Below are 19,185 nucleotides of genomic sequence, written 5' to 3'. Positions count from 1 at the left end.
TACTTTCATGGAACTCAATACGAAGACCCTGCTCGACTTCGATGCTGCACTCGAAGTGCCGACCTACGACCGGAGCAAAGTTACTACCGGCATAGTGCATTTCGGTGTCGGAGGCTTTCACCGTGCACACCAGGCCATGTACATCGATGCTCTCCTGCGACGCGGTGAGGGCTTCGACTGGGGAATCTGCGGAGTGGGAGTGATGCCGTCGGACAAGCGAATGAAAGACGCACTCCGCGCGCAGGACTGCCTCTACACGCTGGCGCTCAAGCATTCCGACGGAACCCTCGAGGCCCGGGTCATCGGGTCGATCGTCGAGTACCTGTTCGCTCCGGAGGATCCGGAGGCGGTGATCGAAAAGATGGCATCCGAATCGACGAAAATCGTATCTCTCACCATCACCGAGGGCGGATACAACATCTCGCACACTACGGGTGAGTTCGACGCGTCCGATCCCGATGTAATGCACGATCTCGAGCCGGGAACACTCCCCCGCACCACCTTCGGTCTGATTTGTGCGGCACTCGCACTCCGTCGCGACCGGGGCCTCGCCCCGTTCACGATCATGAGTTGCGACAACATCGAAGGCAACGGATCGGTCGCCAAGACGGCTGTCGAAGCCTTCGCCGCTCTGAAGGATCCCGAACTTGCGGAATGGATCGACGAGAACGGCGCCTTCCCCAACTCCATGGTCGACCGGATCACACCCGTCACGACAGCCGAGGTGACCACCGAGATCGCCGAGACGTTTGGCGTGGACGATCAGTGGCCGGTCGCGGCTGAGCCGTTCACCGCGTGGTTCCTCGAGGACGAGTTCACCTCAGGCAGGCCACCTCTGGAGAATGCCGGCGTCAATCTCGTGCCGGATGTTCGCCCGTACGAACTGATGAAACTGCGCCTTCTCAATGCCAGCCATCAAGGCATCGCGTACTTCGGCTACCTTGCCGGATACCGCCTGGTCCACGAGGCATGCCAGGACGAACTCTTGTCAGGGTTCCTGCTCGACTACATGAATCTGGAAGCGACGCCGACCCTTGACCCGGTACCCGGCGTCGACCTCGATCAGTACAAGAAGACCCTCATCGAACGATTCTCGAACCCCCAGGTCCGCGACACGATTGTGCGTCTGTGCGCCGAGTCGTCCGATCGAATTCCCAAGTGGCTGTTGCCCGTCATCCGGACCCAACTCGACACCGGTGGGTCGATCAACCTGTCCACCGCAATTGTCGCCAGCTGGGCCCGCTACGCCGAGGGCACAGACGAGAACGGAGATCCCATCACCGTCGTCGATCAGCTGTCGGACGCTCTGGTGCCGCTCGCCCAGAAACAGTCGAGCGACCCGTTGGCCTTCATCGGGTACCGACAAGTGTTCGGTGATCTCGTGGACGATCGCCGATTTGTCGCAAGCTTCCGAAAGACCCTCGACTCGTTGCACTCCGTCGGAGCCAGAAGAACCCTCGAGGAGGTGCGCGGGCTCTGACTACGCGGAGACGTCGTGCAGGTGATGGATCGGATCGTGAATGAAGTAGGCCGCCAACGATTCGACGGTGAACGCCGATCCGTCACTGCGGAGACCCCGTCGTAGGCGGCTACCCTCTGGCACGGTTTCGAAGGCGTTCGCGACTTCGGCCGCGGCGTCGGACAATTCCGATGCCACCGTTGCCGGATCTTGGTCGTTGTACCGCTCGGCCTCAGCTGTTGCGTCTTGATCCCAGTTCTCGAATAGCGGATCGTCGAATTCGAGCATCTGTTCCAACCTCACCTTGAAGATCCTGAACACGTCGCGTACGTGGGCGGAATACTCCAGCGCTGACCATGTTTCGCTGTCCGGTCGCTCCGTCACATTCTCGCCCTCCAGTACCTCGGCCCACGAGACGGCATTGCTACGCACAAGATCTGGAACATCCGCGAACGCAACAGCGGACGAATCAAACCCGCACTCGCCGCATGGGCGTTCGAGGACCCAGGTCCAGTTCTTTGTATCCGGGGTGATCGGCATGCATCGAGAATAGTCCGCGGGAGCGGAGTCGGTCTGCTTCGATTGGCCGATGAAGCGCATCATGGTCGGTATTGCGATTCCATTCGTGCTGATGCTTACTTCGTGTGGCGGGGACGGGGGCGACGCCGAACCACACGAACTCGCCTTCACATGCGACGACGCACATGCGTACCTCGAAGTTTTCGGGACGGTCGAGGCGGCGTTGGCCCGGCTACAGAGCCCTGGATGGAACGATGTCCCTGAACTCGCGGGTTCCGCCAGCGCCTGGGCAGCGTTCACACCACAACAGCAGACTGCGATAGTCAATTCACTTCATGCGGCTTCCCGAGGTGAATGTTGATCCGTATTTCGGTGCCGGTATCCGGCATCTGACTCCGTCGACAAGATTTGCCGGTCGATACTCGGATCGGCCGAAGAACTGGACATACTCCGACTGATTCCACGTCGCCGATCGATCGAGTCCGCGATGACATGAGCGGGCCGCACGACGACTGGAGAGGATTCGACGCTGAGGCGCGTGAGCGCACCAAGAAGCCTTCGAAGCAGCGGAATCGGGATCGTGCGACCGAGCAACGCCGGAGGCCTGATTCGCCGGTCGCACAACAGAATTACAAACGACGACGTAACTACGTCATTCCGATCGTGACAAAATACTCGTTCGTCGGCGACGGACCGATCACTTCGATTTCCTCGACGGGTCTCGTCGCCCCTCAAGTGAAGGGCGTCGAGTCGACATGTACCCCTTCCGAACGCAGTAAATGCTCGGCCGCACAAATCAACAGGGAAAGGGATTCGTACGAGAGTCCCTCGATCGCATGCATCAGCCTGTCAGGCGCCGGAAATGACCGGTCGCCCGGGGAACCCTCGGATCTCCGCACAGAAAGCACGGTCGAGAGTTCTCGTTGATTCACCACCTGACCTGTGCTGTTCGCTCGCTCGAACATGGCATTCAGCCGCTGGACGAGTTCCTCACCTTCAGCTGATCGAATAGTGTTGCCGAACAGCCTGTTTCCATGATCGGCTTCGACACCAGGCCCGATCGAGTTCTTGATTGTCACAGTATGTTCTCCGTTACGTTGGTCTGTCAGGTTGATCAGGGGTGCGACCCGGCGCAATTCGCAGAGCCTTTATCCGTGCGGCCCAACGGCGTCGCGTCCATCGACAGCAGACGAATCTCCCCCGGCGCCCATCGGCTTCCGGTAGCGAGACCTTGAAGTTGCTGTTCACTTGCAGTTCATCGTTACACTTTAACAATAATTGTAACGCATCGACAAGTGTTTTGTTCCGATTGCCCGGTTTTGCACCCGATCGAGGCAACTACTGAGCTCTCGCGGACTGCGGATTCTGCAATTCACGAAGCTCGGCAAAATGGATCCGACGCAGACAAGGACGGCGAGACAGCCCTCGTTGGCTCTCGTTTCCAGTGATCGAGCACGAAGTCCTCAATGGTGATGACCCAAGTCCGACAGCGCTTTTCAGACAGAGAAAGGGCCCCGCAGTTGCGGGGCCCACTATCGTTGCCGTTCCTCGCGTGGAGTCGTTTCCGACAGTCGGCTGCCGGTCAGCGCGTCAACATTTGGGTGCAGCCGAGCCGCGGGGGGGACGGCTCGACTGCCTTGTACCTACACCGGTAGGCACGTCTAAAGCGTGACACTTCTGTACGTCGAGCACATACGCTGAAATACCCGGATAGGTACCTACTTTTCCTTCACGTCCGGCACGTCGCTCGCTCGGTTGCGCCCAATTGCACTGCGCTCCCGATACTTGTCGAGGATTGGGTATCCGGATCCGAGACTTTCACCTCGTCCGAGATCGACGATCGCGGTACGACATTTACTTGTGTAGCCACGAAGGATCAACTCAGCCGTACCCGCATGCGCGTTGCGTGCGATTCAATACCAACTACGTGTGGGCAACTGCACCAACAACCTGTGGGCAACTGCCCTGTTGATTGCACTCTGCGCACTTGTCGCCGTTGCGATCGTCGGCAGCATGACTTTCGACAAAAGTCATTGGGTCTGACCTGCGGGCTCACGGCAACTGAATGTGGGGCGGGCGGGGCTCGAACCCGCGACCAATGGATTATGAGTCCACGGCTCTAACCGACTGAGCTACCGCCCCATCCGGATGCGATGCATCGCGGCGAATCCGAATGTTACCGGCACATCCGACGCGGATCACAATCGGGCAGGCGGTGACGCGTTGCACTCTTTCGAGTCGAGTCTTCCAAGGTTGGTCGGCACAGGCGCGATGAGCCGATACCGTGGGAGTGCACACCCCACGGAACAGGATCACCACATGAAGCTTGCACTGACCGAATTCAAGAACTCGAAGGCCACGATCCGGATCATCATGTCCGACGGCGCGAAACTGAACGGCACCGTCACCGATTTCACCGAAGACACTCTCGTTCTCAATTCTCCGAATGGTGTCTACTACATCAACCCCAGCCACATCATCCGGCTGTTCGAGCCGTCGGATCGCGCAGCGAAGTAGGCGCACCGGTCAAACAGTTCGACGGTTCCACCGAAAGCCCGACGCAGACACTTGCGTCGGGCTTTGGTGTATCTATCGCCAATATCTTCGCGTCGCGTTCACGGGTGCTGATGCCGCCTATCCTCTCCGACATGGCGAACGACAGCGGACCACCTGAACTCGTGTTGTTCGACTTGGGCGGTGTGCTGTGTCGATTCGAGCCTGACCGTCGCGCCGCAGAACTGGCTGCGGCCATCGGCGTCACGGAAGACGAGATTCATGCCCTCGTGTTCGCGTCCGGGTTCGACCAGGAATGCGATCTCGGCATTCACTCCGAAACCGCGATCCTGGAACGCTTTCGACGACTCGGGTTTCCTGGTGACCGCGACGAGCTACGCCGAGCCTGGGCCAAGGCCTTCATCCCGGACCGCGCGGTCATCGATCTCGCAATCGCGCTTCGAAGCGAGGGGGTCGTGGTCGCCACACTCTCCGACAACGGACCTGTTCTCTTGGCCGCCATCGAGAGTGTCGTAACTCCATCGGCAATCGACGAGCATGTTTTCTCCTGCATGCTCGGAGCTACCAAACCCGAACCTGCGGCCTTCCTGGCTGCGCTGGAGTTGCTCGAAGCGCGTCCACAGCAGACCTTCTTCGTCGACGACAACCCGGTGAACGTCCTCAGCGCTCGACGGCTGGGAATTCGCGGCGAACAAGCAAACAAGGCGGCAGACGTCGAATCGGCACTTCGATCGGTGGGTCTGCTGCGAGCGCACTAGGTCAGATCAAAACAAGAAAGCCCCCCACCCGATTTCTCAGGTGAGGGGCTTTGCTGCTCCCCCGGCTGGACTCGAACCAGCAACCGTCCGATTAACAGTCGGAAGCTCTGCCAATTGAGCTACAGGGGATTGTCTTGCTCGCTTCGCCCGTTCCGGCGTTGCCTGAGAAACTGTAGCGAATCCTTCACCGAAGTACCAAATCGCCTGCCCAGCGAGTCATCAGGCAGGATGGAGTCAGGACGATCGGTGCTGGAGGGAAGCAGGAATGATGCGTTTGTTGATCGGTGTTGCAGCTGGGTACGTCCTGGGAACCAAAGCGGGCCGCGCACGATACGAGCAGATCAGCCGGGCCGCGAAGGCGGTGGCCACCAGTCCGGCCACCAAGAAGGTGTTGGACGCGTCACGGCAGAAGCTGGCCGACTCACTGAGTACTCAGCCCAAGCTCGAGCCGATGAAGCCGATCAACGAGGAGACTACGATTCTGGTCCCCCACGACCAGTTGAAGAAAAACCGTTAGGTCAGACGCTTTGGTCGCCGACAGCCTGCTCACGCAGCTGTCGGCGATACTGCTCCAGCGCCACGAGGTCGCCGAACAGTGAGTTGTACTCCTCGGGGGCTGCAGCAGGTGAAACGCGCTGAAGCTTGGATTTGAGGTCGGCAACCTGCTCGCCCACCCACGCTTCCTGCAGTCGTGCGAGCACTCCGTTGATGTAGCGCGGAACCGTGTCTTCGTCACACGGCATCGGTTCGACGGCCAGCTCAGATACAACCGAGGCCACCGTCATGTCTTCGACGCCCTTGGTAACGACTTCGATCCACTCGGCGCCGCCGAGTCCCTTGCTCGTTCCACCGGCGTCAGCCATTGCCTGTCTGATGACAACGTAGGCGGGGTGGGTGAACGTCTCGGGCGGCAACGAGTCGAAGACACTGCCGGCGATGCCAGGGTGCTGCAATGCGGCCTTGAGGACAGCTCGCTGCGTCGAGAGCGCGGGATCGTTGGGCCGGGGCCTGGAGATTCCGATCGGCAGCGCAAGCGCATCGGCAGCAGGTTGGTCGACAACCTGACGACGCTTGGGCGCCGGTGACGATCCACGCGTCGACGCCCGTTTGCGAGCTTCGTCACGCACGCGTCGTCGAACCGACGGAAGATCGTCCCAACCGACCCATCCGCACAACAGATTCGCGTAGCTGTCGCGCAGAGTTGATTCCTTGATCTGCGCAACGACGGGCACGGTACGACGCAGTGCCTCGACACGACCTTCAGCGGTCTCCAGATCGTGTTCGGTGAGGATGGACTTCACCACGAACTCGAACATCGGAGTGCGCCGTGCCACGAGGTCGCGAACGGCGGCGTCACCAGACTTCAGTCGCAGATCGCACGGGTCCATTCCGTCGGGCGCGACGGCGACGAACGTCTGCCCGGCCATCTTCTGATCACCCTCGAACGCCTTCATCGCAGCGGCCTGCCCCGCGGCATCACCGTCGAAGGTGTAGATGATTTCACCGCGAAAGTAGCTGTCGTCCATCAGGAGTCGACGGAGCATCGCAAGGTGCTCCTCACCGAAGGCGGTTCCGCACGAAGCGACGGCGGTCTTGACGCCGGCCAAGTGCATCGCCATGACGTCGGTGTAACCCTCGACGACTACCGCCTGGTGCCCCTTGGCGATGTCGCGCTTGGCGAGGTCCAAGCCGAACAGGACCTGAGACTTCTTGTAGAGAATCGTTTCCGGCGTGTTGACGTACTTACCCGGCATGGTGTCGTCGTCGAAGAGCTTGCGGGCACCGAAGCCGATGACGTCACCGGCGACGCTGCGGATCGGCCACAGAAGTCGGCGATGGAACCGGTCGATCGGACCTCGCCGGCCTTCTTTGGACAGCCCGGCTGCTTCGAGTTCTTTGAACTCGAAACCTTTGGACATCAAGTGTTTTGTGAGAGTGTCCCAACCTTCTGGCGCGTATCCACACCCGAACTGCAAGGCCGCTGCACCGTCGAAGTTTCGCTCGGTGAGGTAGTCGCGAGCCGCCTGGGCATCGGGTTCGCGCAGACGAGCGGCGTAGAACTCCTGAGCCGCCGCGTTTGCTGCGATCAAGCGTGCACGGGTGCCGCGATCGCGCTGAACGGACGGTCCGCCGCCCTCATACGAAATCGTGTAGCTGAGTCGATCCGCCAACTGCTCGACGGCCTCTACGAAGCTGATGTGATCCATCTTCTGCAGGAACGAGTACACATCACCACCCTCACCGCAGCCGAAGCAGTGGTAGAGGCCGTGGTTGGGTCGCACATGGAACGACGGCGACTTCTCGTCGTGAAAGGGACACAGACCTTTGATCGAATCGCCACCGGCACGCTTGAGTGAAACGTATTCACCGACGATGTCCTCGATGCGAGTGCGTTCGCGAATGGCCGCGATGTCTCTGTCAGAAATTCGGCCCGCCACGTACATCAGTCTAGGCGGTCCCCCGGCACCTCCTGACAACGATATGTTGATGGCCGACTCTGCACCGCAGCGATGGGACCGACGATGACTGAAAACGCCTCGAGCTCGCACGAAGGGCGATCAGGAACCCGATTCGGCGTGTACGAGTTGCGTAGCCTCCTCGGCCGAGGCGGAATGGGTGAAGTGTACGAGGCGTACGACACCTCGAAGGATCGCCTGGTCGCTCTCAAGTTGCTCCATCGAGAGCTTGCGGCCGACCCGTCATTCCAAGCTCGTTTCCGCCGAGAATCTCGCACCACCGCCGCCCTGAACGAACCGCACGTGATCCCGGTGCACGACTGGGGCGAGATCGACGGAGTTCTCTTCATCGACATGCGATTGGTCGAAGGTCATACGTTGCGAGCCGAGTTGACCGAATTCGGCCGACTCACGCCTGTACGAGCCGTCGACATCGTCTCGCAAATCGCGTCGGCGTTGGACGCCGCCCATGCCCGCGGGCTCATCCATCGTGACGTCAAACCAGACAACATCATTCTCACGAACAACGGCTTCGCCTACCTCGTCGACTTCGGAATCGCCTACTCACAGACGGACACGAAGATCACCACCGAGGGAAGCGCAGTCGGTTCGTATGCATACATGGCGCCGGAGCGGTTCGGAATCGAAACGCCGACGGCCGCAGCGGATGTCTATTCCCTGGCTTGTGTCCTCTACCAATCACTCACCGGAACAACACCTTTCAACACCACAAGCATCGAGCATCTGGTCAATTCGCACCTGAACGCTCCGCCGCCACGCCCCACACTGGCGGTTCCGTCGCTCCCGCAAGGCCTTGACGCCATCGTGGCTCGCGGCATGGCAAAGGATCCCGCACACCGCTATCCGACTACGGGAGCGCTCGCACTCCAAGCGCGGCAGGCCCTCTCGACGACCCACACCCCCGGTGCCGCCGGCGGATTGCAACCCACGATCGTCGGGCAGCCCACCTACACCACGGCGAATCCCGCTCACGGGAACTACACGCACATCGTGACAAAGACCAAGCGAAACCGAGCACCGATCGCGATCGGTGCGGCTGGAATTGCACTCGTTCTGGCCGCAGGAGGCACGGCGGCCTGGGTGACGCTGGGGAATTCGGGCCCCGAATCACCAACCGCTGTAGCAGCTTCCACCGCCACGTCGGCACCGGCACCCATTCAGGATCCGGTCAGAACGCCGAAGCTCGAGCCGCTACCCACCGCCGGACAGCAGGCAACCACGACCACGCGGGCGCCGAACCCCGCCACGAAGAACGGCGATCTCGGGGTGAGCAAGCCGATCACCGTCCCCTCATGCAAAGGAACCGGAATCGTGGTGTTGGCCAATGCCACCGATCCGGCAACGTACGCCAGCGAGATCCAGAACTACCTCGACGCGTTCCCCGGCTCGAAATACCTACGCACAGACCAGTCCTGCCCGTCACTGCGTCAAGTCTCCGATTCGGGGACGGCGATCTACACGGTGTATCGCGAATCCGGGAACACCGAGTCGAAGATCTGCAAGGACGTTCGCGCAGCAGGTGGCGACGCTTACGGCAAGTGGCTCGATACCACTACCGACCCGTCGACGCGGATGACTTGCTGAGGGCGTAAGTGGCTCAGCCCCAGCTGGCCTGCGCGCCCAGGCTCGCTTTGTCCACCCGTTCGAGCCGACTCTCCGTGTACGACGCGATCTGATCCACCACTACCCGGACCCGAGCACCGTCGTCCGCGGCGCGTTCCCACGCGGGCAGCAGGATCGGATCGAGCCCGGCCGGCGCAGTTGCCAGCAGCCATTCCGCGACGCGATGAACACGATCACGCTGCCGATCCTGACGCGCTTTGTGTCCGGCGTCGGACATCACGTAGTACAGCGCCACGGTCTTGAGCAACGCCACCTCGGATGCGACGGCCTCGGGTATGTCGAGGTCGGCTTGATAGCGCGAGAGGGGTCGGTCACCGTGTGTCAGCCGGGTGCTGGCGATCGCCGCGGTGGCGAAGCGACCCACCAATTCACTCGTGAGATTCTTCAACGCGACGGAACTTCCGAGTGTTCCGTCGAAACTTCCGACCCCGCGTACGACGGGGAGTTCGGACAACCGTTGAGCGGCGTCGATCAGATCGTCGACTACCAACCCCCGAAACTCGGAGGCCCCCAGTTCTGCCAGTGCGCGCTGCTCGGACGGATCAGCAAGCGAGCGAAGGTCGATACGGCCTGCGATCACCCCGTCCTCCACGTCGTGCACGGAGTACGCGATGTCGTCGGCCCAGTCCATGACCTGAGCTTCCAGGCATTGCCGACGCTCGGGCGCTCCCTCGCGAACCCAGGCGAGCACCTCTGCGTCGTCGTCGTATGCCCCGAACTTCGCGCCGGGCTCAGGGCGGGTCCAGGGATACTTGATGGCTGCGTCGAGTGACGCCCTGGTGAGATTGAGGCCTGCGCTCAGACCGTCGGGGCGCAGGATCTTGGGTTCGAGGCTGGTCAAGATCCGCAGATTCTGCGCATTGCCCTCGAAACCTCCGCAGTCCTTGGCGACTTCGTCGAGGGCCTTCTCGCCGTTGTGACCGTACGGTGGGTGCCCGATGTCGTGCGCGAGACCGGCGAGGTCCACCAGGTCCGGATCGCAACCGAGTCCGTCGGCGATCCCTCGCCCGATCTGTGCGACCTCCATCGAGTGCGTCAACCGCGTGCGAGGTGTGTCACCGTCGCGCGGGCCGACAACCTGGGTCTTGTCGGCCAAGCGCCGCAAAGCCGCGGAGTGTTGGACACGCGCCCGATCTCGCGAGAAGTCCGAACGATGCTGCGCCGCTGCGATCTGCGAACCCGGCAACCCCGCTCGCTTCGGCGCCTCGACGACACGACGTTCGAGGTCGTGTTCGGAGTAGGTGCCGCCTCCGTAGGTGGTGTGAGCTGTCATGGTCTCTATTGCCCTGCCGTGTAGGGGAAGTCTGCCGAGAAGTGCGTGAGCTGATACCAGAGCAGCGCGCCGGTTTCGCGAGCGATTCCGTGCAACTGGGATTCGCGGGTGAAGACAGCCGGGCCCTGACGAGTAGGTGCGGTCCACGCCTGGAGTCCTGTGTCGCGGGCCATCGTCCGCGTTCGCAAGGAGTGCCACGGGTCACTGACCAGGACAGCGGAATTGATTCCCTGCGAGGACATCTCGGCGCTCACCGCGTCGATACTGAGCAGTGTGTCCGAACCGGTCTCCACCGCGGTGATCGCACTCGAAGGAATTCCGCGATCGGTCAGATACATCTTTCCCGACGCCGCTTCGGTGTACTCGTCACCTTCTTGTTTGCCGCCGACAGTGATGATCTGTGGCGCCACTCCGCGCTTGTACAGCTTGTACGCCTGCTCGAGTCGGGCCTCGAAGACGGACGACGGAGTGCCGGAATACTGAGCCGCGCCCAGAACGACTATCGCGTCGGCCGGCCGCGTGTCGTCGATGCGCGCCACCTGCCACACCCGGAACGCAGTACCCCCGACCAGAACCACGGCCATCAACACGGCACCGGCGATCAGTCGGCGCGTCCAGCGAGCCAATCCTGCCCCGAAGCCGCCCGCCCGTGAGGGTGATGGGTCGTGGGGGCGGTTACCGAAAGCAGGTTTCACTCCCGCAATTCTGCCAGTTCGCGGCGATCACCTCCGATGCCGACGCGCCACAACGGATAGATTTGCGTCATGGCCCTCGCACCACACTTCTCGCAGTTGTCCTCGGTAGAGCAGAGTCGGACAATCACCCGACCCGTTCGCCGTCGGGGAAGCGCCGCCGCCGTCGCTGCGATTTTCGCTCTGCTGGCGCTCGTCTTCAGTCCTGCGCTCGCCTCGGCGGACGCCCCGATGGTGTTGCCGAATCACATCACCGACACCTCCGGGGTTCTCGACGCCGGGCAACGCAGCGACATACAAGCCGCGATCGATCAACTCGGCGAGGACCACCAGATCGATCTGTGGGTCGCGTTCGTCCCCGATTTCAACAACCTGGGTGGCCAGGCGTGGGCGCAGCAGACAGCCACGAAGTCGACGCTGAGTACCAAGTCCGTCCTGCTTGCAGTTGCCACGGCGGAGCGTGCTTACTACCTCGATGTGCCCGCTGAGCTGAGCAACATCACGGATTCCGACATCGAATCGATCAATACCGACGCGGTGGAACCGGCTCTCGCCGAGGATGATTGGACCGGCGCGGCGATTGCCGCGGCCGGCGCACTCGGCGACGCGAACAACACGAGCGGCGGAATGGGAGTCGGAACACTCCTCATCGCGGGCGGCGCTGTGGTGGTCGGGACGGGCGGCGTGGTCCTGTACTCACGCAAGCGCAAGAACGACAAGAACAAGGCAAGCGTCGAAGCCGCGAAGAACATCTCCCCCGACGACATCGCCAGCCTCAATGCACTCCCGCTGCCAACGCTCGACGAACGCGCGAAGGAGATCCTCGTCGAGACGGACAACGCGATCGCCGGCAGCCAGGAGGAACTCGATCTGGCCCGCAGCGAGTTCGGAGATTCCGCCGTCGCACCCTTCTCGGCAGCATTCGACAAGGCCAAGGCCACCCTCGCCGAAGCCTTCGCGATCAGGCAGCGACTCGACGACGCCATCCCGGAAACTCCCGATCAACGCCGCCAGATGCTGATCGACATCATTTCCTCGTGCGGTCGAGCCGACCAAGAACTCGAAGCTCGCGTCGAGGAGTTCGACGGGCTTCGCGACCTTCTCATCAACGCCCCCGCCCGTCTCGATGCGTTGACGCAGAGTGTTGTTTCTCTCAGCGTGCGCTTGCCCGAATCCGAGGCGATTCTGACCAAATTGAAGGATCAATTCCCCGCGCCGACGCTGGCATCGGTCGTGAACAACGTCACGATGGCGAGTGAGCGCCTGACGCTCGCCGAGAAGTCGATCGAGGAAGGACGAGACGCGACGGCACTGCCGGCCGGTAAGCAAGGCGCTGCCGTCACTGCGATTCGCACGGCCGAAGCCGCCCTCGATCAGGCACGCAAGCTACTCGACGGCGTCGATCACGCCGCCGACGACATCCGAAACGCCATCGCGACACTTCCGTCCGCGATGGACGACGTCCAGCAGGGCATCACCGCTGCGGACGCTTACCTGGCGCAAGGCGGGCAGAAGTTGGCGGACGCGAAGGCCGCAGCCCAGGCAGCGTTGGCGAATGCTCAGACGTCGAAGGACAGCGATCCGCTGACAGCCTTCAACCAGATCGTCGCAGCCGACGCCCAACTCGACGCGCTTCTTGCCGACGCTCAGGAGCAGAAGCAGCAGCTCGAACGTGCACAGCAGCGCCTCGCCCAGGACATTCTGGCCGCACAGGCTCAGGTGACCGCTGCAGGCGACTTCCTCGGAACCAGGCGCGGCGCGATCGGAGCGGAGGCGCGCACTCGCTACGCCGAGGCTCAGCGGCACCTGCAGGCGGCCCAGCAATTGCAGGCCTCGGATCCGTCGAAGGCGCTGCAACACGCCCAGGCCGCGACCACCTTGGCGACGCACTCACTTCGCGCCGCGCAGAACGACGTCAACACCTGGGAAGCAAACCAACGACCCCGCGGTGGCGGCGGCGATGCGACGGGAGCGATCCTCGGCGGCATCCTGATCAACAGCATTCTGCGAGGTGGCGGAGGGCCCCGCTCGTACGGCGGACCGAGCAGCAGCGGACGCTCCGGTCGCGGTGGCGGCGGCGGTGGTTTCGGCGGCGGGGGCGGCGGCCGAACCAGTCGAGGCGGCGGCGGCCGGTTCTGACGGATCCCGTCGAGGTAGTAAAATCCCTACTTTGTTCACGACCGCACTCGTCGTACGCTTCATCCGGCAAGTCGGGATCACAGATCATACGAAGGTGTTATGGAAAGCGTCGCCCCGCAGATAACCGTCGTTGTACCTACATACAACGAGCGTGAGAACCTGCCAAAGCTCGTCGATCGCCTCGCCGCGTTGAAGATCCCGAACCTGCACGTCCTCGTGGTGGATGACAACTCCCCCGACGGAACGGGCGAGGTTGCGGACAAGTTGGGTATCGACGGTCCCATCCCGGTCGGAGTGCTTCACCGCACGGTCAAGGACGGACTCGGCCGTGCTTACGTCGCGGGCATGAGCCGGGCTCTGGCAGAGAACGCAGACATCGTCATTCAGATGGACGCAGATCTCTCGCACCCGTCCGAAGCGATCCCCGCCATGATCGAGATCCTCACCACTACCGACGCGGCAGTCGTTCTCGGCTCCCGCTACGTCGAAGGCGGCGCAGTCGCCGGCGACTGGCCGTGGCACCGCAAGGCCTTGTCCGCCTGGGCGAACTTCTACGTCAACGCTATTCTGCGACTGCACGTCAAGGATGCGACCGCCGGCTTCAAGGCGTGGCATGCAAAGACCTTGCGCGACATCGACGTCGAATCGGTGCAGAGCAACGGCTACGCGTTCCAGGTCGAGATGAACTACCGAGTTGTTCAGCGCGGCATGAAGATCGCCGAAACGCCCATCCGCTTCGAGGAGCGCACCGAAGGCGTCTCCAAGATGAGTCTCTCGGTTCAGTTGGAGTCTGCACTGGTGCCGTGGAAGCTCAAGTTCGGCAAGAAGTCCCTGTGACCTCGGCGGCCGATCGAAAGTAGTCGGCCGTCTGCGTGTCCGACGGGTAGAACGATTCGATCGCAATCTCTGCGAGCGTGACGTCGCGCGGCGTACCGAACACGGTGGTGGTGCTGAACATCGCCAGTTCGGTATCGTCGACGCGTACACGCAACGGAACCAGCAGGGAATTCGCGCGGTCGTCGTGCCAGTCTCCGCCGCTCGGATAGGCGCGCAGCTCGTCGAGCAACGACGACAGCTGCGCATCCGCACTGACCTCCACTTCCCGAGCCAGCCTTGTGAGCAGGTGGGCCCGCCACTGCGCGAGGTTCACGATCCGCGGCGCCATGCCCTCGGGATGCAAGCTCAGACGCAATACGTTCACCGGTGGTTCCAGGAGGAAATCAGCGGCGCCCGCGGTCAAAATTCCCACGGCCTGGTTCCCGGCGACCATCTCCCACTGCTGATCGACCACCACGGCCGGATACGGGTCATGCGCGTCGATGATGCGATCGATGGCCTCACTCACCGCTGACATCGGCGCTTCTGCTAACGACTTCTGCGAGTACTCCGGCGCGTGGCCACTTGCCAGCAGAAGCGTGTTCTGTTGTCGTAGAGGAACATCCAGACATTCGGACAGGTGAAGAATCATGTCCCGGCTCGGCTTGGAGCGGCCGGTTTCGATGAAGCTCAGATGCCTGGTCGACACTCCTGCCGCCGCCGAGAGTCCCAACTGAGTGAGCCTTCGCCGCTCCCGCCACCGCTTGAGTTCGGAGCCCACGTCCATCGTCTCGAAGGTCATTCTTTCAAGTTAGCGACCCGAGGTAGCCGAGGCCATGACCTCAGAGGTAATCGACCCGAAGCAGTTTCGGAGGAACAGTGGTCTCAGCCAGCGAGGCCGCCGGACATTCACCACCGGAAACTGATCAAGGGAGCGACCATGAGCGACTTCGACGCAATCGCCGACGCCTACATCGACATGTGGAACGAAACCGAAACCACCGCCCGTAAAGCACGGGTCGAGCAATTGTTCGCACCCGGCGGTCGCTACACCGATCCGCTCGCGGACGTCACCGGACACGATCAGATCGACGCGATGATCAACGCTGTGCAGCAACAATTTCCGGGCATGCACTTCACCCTCGTCGGACCGGTGGACGCGCATCACCGACAGGCCCGATTCGGTTGGGCTCTCGGCCCGTCGGGGGCCGAGTCACTGATCGACGGATTCGACGTACTCGAACGCGACGACGACGGCCGGGTGACGCTTGTCCTCGGGTTCCTCGACAAGGTGCCTTCGGCCTGAATCGGGACTACCACCGACAGCGTTCGTCACGAAGGTTGTCGGTGGTTCGTGGCATCATCGGTGCCGATGAACGCCGACGGATTTACCTGGTCCACACCGATTCCCGAGTCCGAGGGTGCTGAGTACGACGCTCACACGTTGACCGTCAACGGCCTTGCCTCCGTCTATCGAACCGCCAAGACGACGCCGACCAAGCTCGGTCAGTTCGTCACGCTGTGGCGCCGTTCCGAGGCCGGGCCCATCCGCCCATTCGACACCAGCGACGGCGTCGCGCTGTTTGTGGTGAAGGTATACGACGAAGAGCATTCGGGGCACTTCGTCTTTCCCGTCGAAACCCTCGTCGAACACGAGATCGTCTCGACGAACTTCTCCGGCGGTAAGCGCGCTGTCCGGGTCTATGCGCCCTGGGTTACGCCGACCAGCGCGCAAGCAGTCAGAACTCAGCGCTGGCAGATTCGGCATTTCGGCGAGTTCCCTGATGTACTCAGCTCGACTGTGTTCAGCTCAACTGCGTTCAGCTCAACTGATACGTCGCGATGATGACGCCTGTTGTCGTAGGGACGCTGTCGGTGAGGGTGAACTGAGCGAGCGCAGCTCCGTCGGGGAATAATCTGCGCCCAGTTCCGAGAACCAGCGGATGTATCAGCAGAGTGTAGGTGTCGACGAGACGCCGATCGGCCAAGGACGTGATCAAGTCGCCACTGCCCAGAATCACCAGATCCGGGCCCTCACTTTCCTTGAGCGTGGCGACCGCGTCGGCGGCATCACCTTTCAACAAGGTCGAGTTCTTCCACGGGAGCTGTACGCCCAAAGTTCTTGAAACTACGTATTTCTGCGTGTTGTCGAGCACCTCGGTGAACGGATTGTCGGTCTGAAACGGCCAGTACGAGGCGAAGTTTTCGTACGTTCTGCGGCCCAACAGCAACTCCGATTTCTTCGCCATCCCCTCCCCCATCTTCTGCGCCATGACGGAATCGTTGAAGGGTGCTGCCCACCCACCGTGCTCGAATCCGCCACGACGGTCCTCGTCCGGCCCACCAGGTGCCTGCATGACACCGTCGAGAGTCACGCTGTTGGTCACGCTGAGTTTTCTCATAACTTCGATCCTGCGCCTGAAGGACCATCGGGGAAAGAGAAAACGGGCGGTCCTTCTCGATTGAGAAGGACCGCCCGTCAGCTTCGAACGAGAATCAGGAGCCGATCAGCCGTGCGGCCAGGTAGCTTTCCACCTGATCGAGGGCGACGCGTTCCTGCGCCATGGAGTCACGCTCACGCACCGTCACAGCCTGGTCTTCGAGAGTGTCGAAGTCGACCGTGATGCAGAACGGTGTGCCGATCTCGTCCTGGCGACGGTAACGACGACCGATGGCGCCGGCGTCGTCGAACTCGACGTTCCAATTCTGACGCAGCTGCGCTGCAAGATCTTTGGCCTTCGGCGTCAGGTCCGCGTTACGCGAGAGCGGCAGAACGGCAGCCTTGACGGGAGCGAGTCGACGATCCAGGCGGAGCACTGTGCGCTTGTCGACGCCGCCCTTGGAGTTGGGCGCCTCGTCCTCGGTGTAGGCGTCGACCAGGAAGGCCATCAGCGAACGCGTGAGACCGGCCGCCGGCTCGATGACGTACGGCGTGTACCGCTCGCCCGTCGTCTGGTCGTAGTAGTTCAGCTCGGTGCCCGAGTGCTTGGAGTGCGTCGAGAGATCGAAGTCGGTACGGTTCGCGATACCTTCGAGCTCGCCCCATTCGCTGCCCTGGAAGTGGAAGCGGTACTCGATGTCGGTCGTGCCCTTCGAGTAGTGCGAAAGCTTTTCCGGCGCATGCTCGTACAGACGCAGGTTGTCCTTGTTGATACCGAGGCCGGTGTACCAGTCAAGGCGGTAGTCGATCCAGTACTGATGCCACTGCTCGTCCTCGCCCGGCTTGACGAAGAATTCCATCTCCATCTGCTCGAACTCACGGGTGCGGAAGATGAAGTTGCCGGGGGTGATCTCGTTGCGGAAGCTCTTGCCGATCTGGCCGATGCCGAACGGCGGCTTCTTACGCGAGGTGGTCAGCACGTTGGCGAAGTTCACGAAGATGCCCTGTGCGGTCTCGGGGCGAAGGTAGTGCATGCCCTCTTCGCTCTCGACGGGGCCGAGGTACGTCTTGAGCATCATGTTGAAGTCGCGCGGCTCGGTCCACTGGCCGACGGTGCCGCAATCGGGGCAACCGATGACATCCATCGAGACGTCGTCCGGGTTGTCGAGCTTCTTCTTCTCCGCGTACGCCTCCTGCAGGTGATCCTGACGGTGACGCTTGTGACAGTTGAGGCACTCGACGAGCGGGTCGTTGAAGACACCGACGTGACCGGACGCGACCCACACCTCGCGGGGCAGAATCACCGACGAGTCGAGGCCGACGACGTCCTCGCGGCTGGTGACCATGTTGCGCCACCACTGGCGCTTGATGTTCTCCTTGAGCTCGACACCCAATGGGCCGTAGTCCCATGCGGACTTGGTACCGCCGTAGATCTCACCGCACGGGTAGACCAGGCCTCGCCGCTTGGCGAGATTGACAACGGCTTCGATCTTGGACTTGGGTGCCACTCGATTGCTCTCCATCTGGGTAATAGATGCATGATTTTCGTGCGCTTTTCGCACCATCAGCCTATCTGGCGGCTGCCACGCACTTCCGTCCAAGGTTGACATGCATACTTGTGCATATCAAAATGAAAGTGATTTGCAATAATGTGGTGAGATGGCTATGCCCGGACATCATGATCTACCCCTCGAAGGAGCCTCGCTGTGAGCATTGCGGATACCGGCGATCTCCACAAAAGCCATGATCATTCCGACCTCGGACACACGCACGACCCGTTCGAAGCCGCACCGCCCGCGCCCGTGCCGCCCAAGGAAACCCTGGCGGCAGCCGGCGAAATTCTGCGGGCGCTCGCTGCACCCGTTCGGATCGCGATCGTGCTTCAGTTGCACGAGTCGGAGCGTTGCGTTCACGAACTCGTCGGAGCTCTCGGTGTCACTCAGCCACTCATCAGCCAGCATCTGCGCGTACTCAAAGCAGCGGGCGTCGTCCGCGGCGAACGCAACGGACGAGAAGTTCTCTATCGACTCGTCGACGATCACCTTGCACACATCGTCGTCGACGCTGTCGCCCACGCCGAAGAAGGATGAGATTCCACCGCATGAACACCCCGGGCAGTACGACCTCGAAACGTGGACCGGCCACAGTCGGCGTTCGTTCCACGAAACAGCGCAGCGCCATCTCCGCCCTGCTCGACGACATCGACGAATTCAAGTCGGCACAGGAATTGCACGACGAACTGCGCAAGCGAGGTGAAGGCATCGGCCTGACCACCGTCTACCGCACGCTGCAGGCACTCTCCGACGCCGGAACCATCGACGTCCTACGCACCGACACAGGTGAGTCCGTCTACCGACGCTGCTCCTCCGGGCACCACCATCACCTGGTGTGCCGCAACTGCGGATTCACCGTCGAGGTCGAGGGCCCGACGGTCGAGCAGTGGTCACAGACCATCGCCGAGGACAACGGTTTCACCGAAGTGAGTCACACCGTCGAGATCTTCGGCACCTGCCGCGACTGCGCCGCCGCCTGAGA

Annotated in this window: 18 protein-coding genes and 2 tRNA genes; 11 read left to right on the top strand and 9 right to left on the bottom strand. The window is 61.8% G+C overall.

Annotated elements, in window-relative coordinates; translation table 11 throughout:
- The first annotated feature begins 7 nt into the window (after positions 1-7).
- Entirely contained in the window at positions 8-1,480 is a 1,473-nt protein-coding gene (locus QM609_RS08345; protein WP_050657014.1) for a mannitol dehydrogenase family protein, read from the top strand.
- On the opposite strand, the gene QM609_RS08340 is transcribed toward QM609_RS08345, so the two are convergent.
- Positions 1,481-1,999 (bottom strand): DinB family protein, encoded by a 519-nt coding sequence (locus QM609_RS08340; protein ID WP_050657018.1) that lies wholly within the window; start codon positions 1,997-1,999, stop codon positions 1,481-1,483.
- Between the two features lie 2,047 nt (positions 2,000-4,046).
- Positions 4,047-4,120 (bottom strand) — tRNA-Ile (locus QM609_RS08335).
- Between the two features lie 177 nt (positions 4,121-4,297).
- Here QM609_RS08335 and QM609_RS08330 point away from each other — a divergent pair.
- Both QM609_RS08330 and QM609_RS08325 read left to right on the top strand, forming a co-directional pair.
- Entirely contained in the window at positions 4,298-4,495 is a 198-nt protein-coding gene (locus tag QM609_RS08330) for a hypothetical protein (RefSeq protein WP_003941659.1), read from the top strand.
- Between the two features lie 131 nt (positions 4,496-4,626).
- Positions 4,627-5,250, top strand: a complete 624-nt coding sequence (locus tag QM609_RS08325; RefSeq protein ID WP_228232656.1) for an HAD-IA family hydrolase — start codon at positions 4,627-4,629, stop codon at positions 5,248-5,250.
- Positions 5,251-5,306: 56 nt separating this feature from the next.
- Here the strand turns inward: QM609_RS08325 and QM609_RS08320 are convergent.
- A tRNA-Asn gene (locus QM609_RS08320) sits at positions 5,307-5,379 on the bottom strand.
- A gap of 136 nt (positions 5,380-5,515) precedes the next feature.
- Between QM609_RS08320 and QM609_RS08315 the strand changes: the two genes are divergently transcribed.
- Positions 5,516-5,767: a hypothetical protein gene (locus QM609_RS08315; RefSeq protein ID WP_003941570.1), complete on the top strand. Its 252-nt coding sequence runs from the start codon at positions 5,516-5,518 to the stop codon at positions 5,765-5,767.
- A 1-nt stretch (position 5,768) separates the two neighbouring features.
- On the opposite strand, the gene dnaG is transcribed toward QM609_RS08315, so the two are convergent.
- Positions 5,769-7,688 carry a DNA primase gene (gene dnaG / locus QM609_RS08310; protein ID WP_030536590.1) on the bottom strand — a complete coding sequence of 640 codons (1,920 nt, stop codon included), beginning with the start codon at positions 7,686-7,688 and terminating at the stop codon, positions 5,769-5,771.
- A gap of 72 nt (positions 7,689-7,760) precedes the next feature.
- Here dnaG and QM609_RS08305 point away from each other — a divergent pair, with 72 nt between their 5' ends.
- Positions 7,761-9,311, top strand: coding sequence for a serine/threonine-protein kinase (locus tag QM609_RS08305; RefSeq protein WP_030536591.1), 1,551 nt, complete (start codon positions 7,761-7,763; stop codon positions 9,309-9,311).
- A gap of 13 nt (positions 9,312-9,324) precedes the next feature.
- On the opposite strand, the gene QM609_RS08300 is transcribed toward QM609_RS08305, so the two are convergent.
- Together QM609_RS08300 and QM609_RS08295 are read right to left on the bottom strand one after the other, a co-directional pair.
- Positions 9,325-10,623, bottom strand: a complete 1,299-nt coding sequence (locus tag QM609_RS08300) for a deoxyguanosinetriphosphate triphosphohydrolase (RefSeq protein WP_007731110.1) — start codon at positions 10,621-10,623, stop codon at positions 9,325-9,327.
- Positions 10,624-10,628: 5 nt separating this feature from the next.
- Complete coding sequence (locus QM609_RS08295; protein WP_007731109.1) at positions 10,629-11,318, bottom strand: YdcF family protein; 690 nt, start codon at positions 11,316-11,318, stop codon at positions 10,629-10,631.
- 69 nt (positions 11,319-11,387) lie between these two features.
- On the opposite strand from QM609_RS08295, the gene QM609_RS08290 reads away from it, so the two are divergent.
- The gene (locus QM609_RS08290) at positions 11,388-13,454 is read left to right on the top strand and encodes a TPM domain-containing protein (protein ID WP_030536592.1); all 2,067 of its coding nucleotides are present in this window, start codon (positions 11,388-11,390) and stop codon (positions 13,452-13,454) included.
- Between the two features lie 99 nt (positions 13,455-13,553).
- Positions 13,554-14,291, top strand: coding sequence for a polyprenol monophosphomannose synthase (locus QM609_RS08285; protein WP_003944487.1), 738 nt, complete (start codon positions 13,554-13,556; stop codon positions 14,289-14,291).
- On the opposite strand, the gene QM609_RS08280 is transcribed toward QM609_RS08285, so the two are convergent.
- Complete coding sequence (locus QM609_RS08280; protein WP_030536593.1) at positions 14,266-15,072, bottom strand: helix-turn-helix domain-containing protein; 807 nt, start codon at positions 15,070-15,072, stop codon at positions 14,266-14,268. The genes QM609_RS08285 and QM609_RS08280 overlap by 26 nt on opposite strands.
- A gap of 138 nt (positions 15,073-15,210) precedes the next feature.
- On the opposite strand from QM609_RS08280, the gene QM609_RS08275 reads away from it, so the two are divergent.
- Both QM609_RS08275 and QM609_RS08270 read left to right on the top strand, forming a co-directional pair.
- Positions 15,211-15,576: a nuclear transport factor 2 family protein gene (locus QM609_RS08275; RefSeq protein ID WP_030536594.1), complete on the top strand. Its 366-nt coding sequence runs from the start codon at positions 15,211-15,213 to the stop codon at positions 15,574-15,576.
- Between the two features lie 48 nt (positions 15,577-15,624).
- Positions 15,625-16,116: a MepB family protein gene (locus QM609_RS08270; RefSeq protein ID WP_007731102.1), complete on the top strand. Its 492-nt coding sequence runs from the start codon at positions 15,625-15,627 to the stop codon at positions 16,114-16,116.
- Here QM609_RS08270 and QM609_RS08265 read toward each other — a convergent pair.
- On the bottom strand, positions 16,091-16,672 hold the full coding sequence (locus QM609_RS08265; RefSeq protein WP_007731101.1) for a dihydrofolate reductase family protein: 582 nt from the start codon (positions 16,670-16,672) through the stop codon (positions 16,091-16,093). The genes QM609_RS08270 and QM609_RS08265 overlap by 26 nt on opposite strands.
- Before the next feature lie 94 nt (positions 16,673-16,766).
- Positions 16,767-18,158, bottom strand: coding sequence for a glycine--tRNA ligase (locus QM609_RS08260; RefSeq protein ID WP_003944491.1), 1,392 nt, complete (start codon positions 18,156-18,158; stop codon positions 16,767-16,769).
- 198 nt (positions 18,159-18,356) lie between these two features.
- Here QM609_RS08260 and QM609_RS08255 point away from each other — a divergent pair, with 198 nt between their 5' ends.
- On the top strand, positions 18,357-18,740 hold the full coding sequence (locus QM609_RS08255; RefSeq protein ID WP_003944457.1) for an ArsR/SmtB family transcription factor: 384 nt from the start codon (positions 18,357-18,359) through the stop codon (positions 18,738-18,740).
- Between the two features lie 11 nt (positions 18,741-18,751).
- Positions 18,752-19,183 (top strand): Fur family transcriptional regulator, encoded by a 432-nt coding sequence (locus tag QM609_RS08250; protein WP_003944514.1) that lies wholly within the window; start codon positions 18,752-18,754, stop codon positions 19,181-19,183.
- Positions 19,184-19,185 lie beyond the last annotated feature (2 nt).

Origin of the sequence: Rhodococcus sp. IEGM 1302 (assembly GCF_030056935.1) — a bacterium.
Classification (GTDB): Bacteria; Actinomycetota; Actinomycetes; order Mycobacteriales; family Mycobacteriaceae; genus Rhodococcus_F; species Rhodococcus_F qingshengii.
Note: the sequence above shows the minus strand (reverse complement) of the source record. Positions and strands in the feature narration are given on the sequence as shown.

Coding starts and splice junctions, on each gene's coding strand:
- QM609_RS08345 (WP_050657014.1), top strand. CDS start 8: ATGGAACTCAATACGAAGACCCTGCTCGACTTCGATGCTGCACTCGAA.
- QM609_RS08340 (WP_050657018.1), bottom strand. CDS start 1,999: ATGCCGATCACCCCGGATACAAAGAACTGGACCTGGGTCCTCGAACGC.
- QM609_RS08330 (WP_003941659.1), top strand. CDS start 4,298: ATGAAGCTTGCACTGACCGAATTCAAGAACTCGAAGGCCACGATCCGG.
- QM609_RS08325 (WP_228232656.1), top strand. CDS start 4,627: ATGGCGAACGACAGCGGACCACCTGAACTCGTGTTGTTCGACTTGGGC.
- QM609_RS08315 (WP_003941570.1), top strand. CDS start 5,516: ATGATGCGTTTGTTGATCGGTGTTGCAGCTGGGTACGTCCTGGGAACC.
- QM609_RS08305 (WP_030536591.1), top strand. CDS start 7,761: ATGGGACCGACGATGACTGAAAACGCCTCGAGCTCGCACGAAGGGCGA.
- QM609_RS08300 (WP_007731110.1), bottom strand. CDS start 10,623: ATGACAGCTCACACCACCTACGGAGGCGGCACCTACTCCGAACACGAC.
- QM609_RS08290 (WP_030536592.1), top strand. CDS start 11,388: ATGGCCCTCGCACCACACTTCTCGCAGTTGTCCTCGGTAGAGCAGAGT.
- QM609_RS08285 (WP_003944487.1), top strand. CDS start 13,554: ATGGAAAGCGTCGCCCCGCAGATAACCGTCGTTGTACCTACATACAAC.
- QM609_RS08280 (WP_030536593.1), bottom strand. CDS start 15,072: ATGACCTTCGAGACGATGGACGTGGGCTCCGAACTCAAGCGGTGGCGG.
- QM609_RS08275 (WP_030536594.1), top strand. CDS start 15,211: ATGAGCGACTTCGACGCAATCGCCGACGCCTACATCGACATGTGGAAC.
- QM609_RS08265 (WP_007731101.1), bottom strand. CDS start 16,672: ATGAGAAAACTCAGCGTGACCAACAGCGTGACTCTCGACGGTGTCATG.
- QM609_RS08250 (WP_003944514.1), top strand. CDS start 18,752: ATGAACACCCCGGGCAGTACGACCTCGAAACGTGGACCGGCCACAGTC.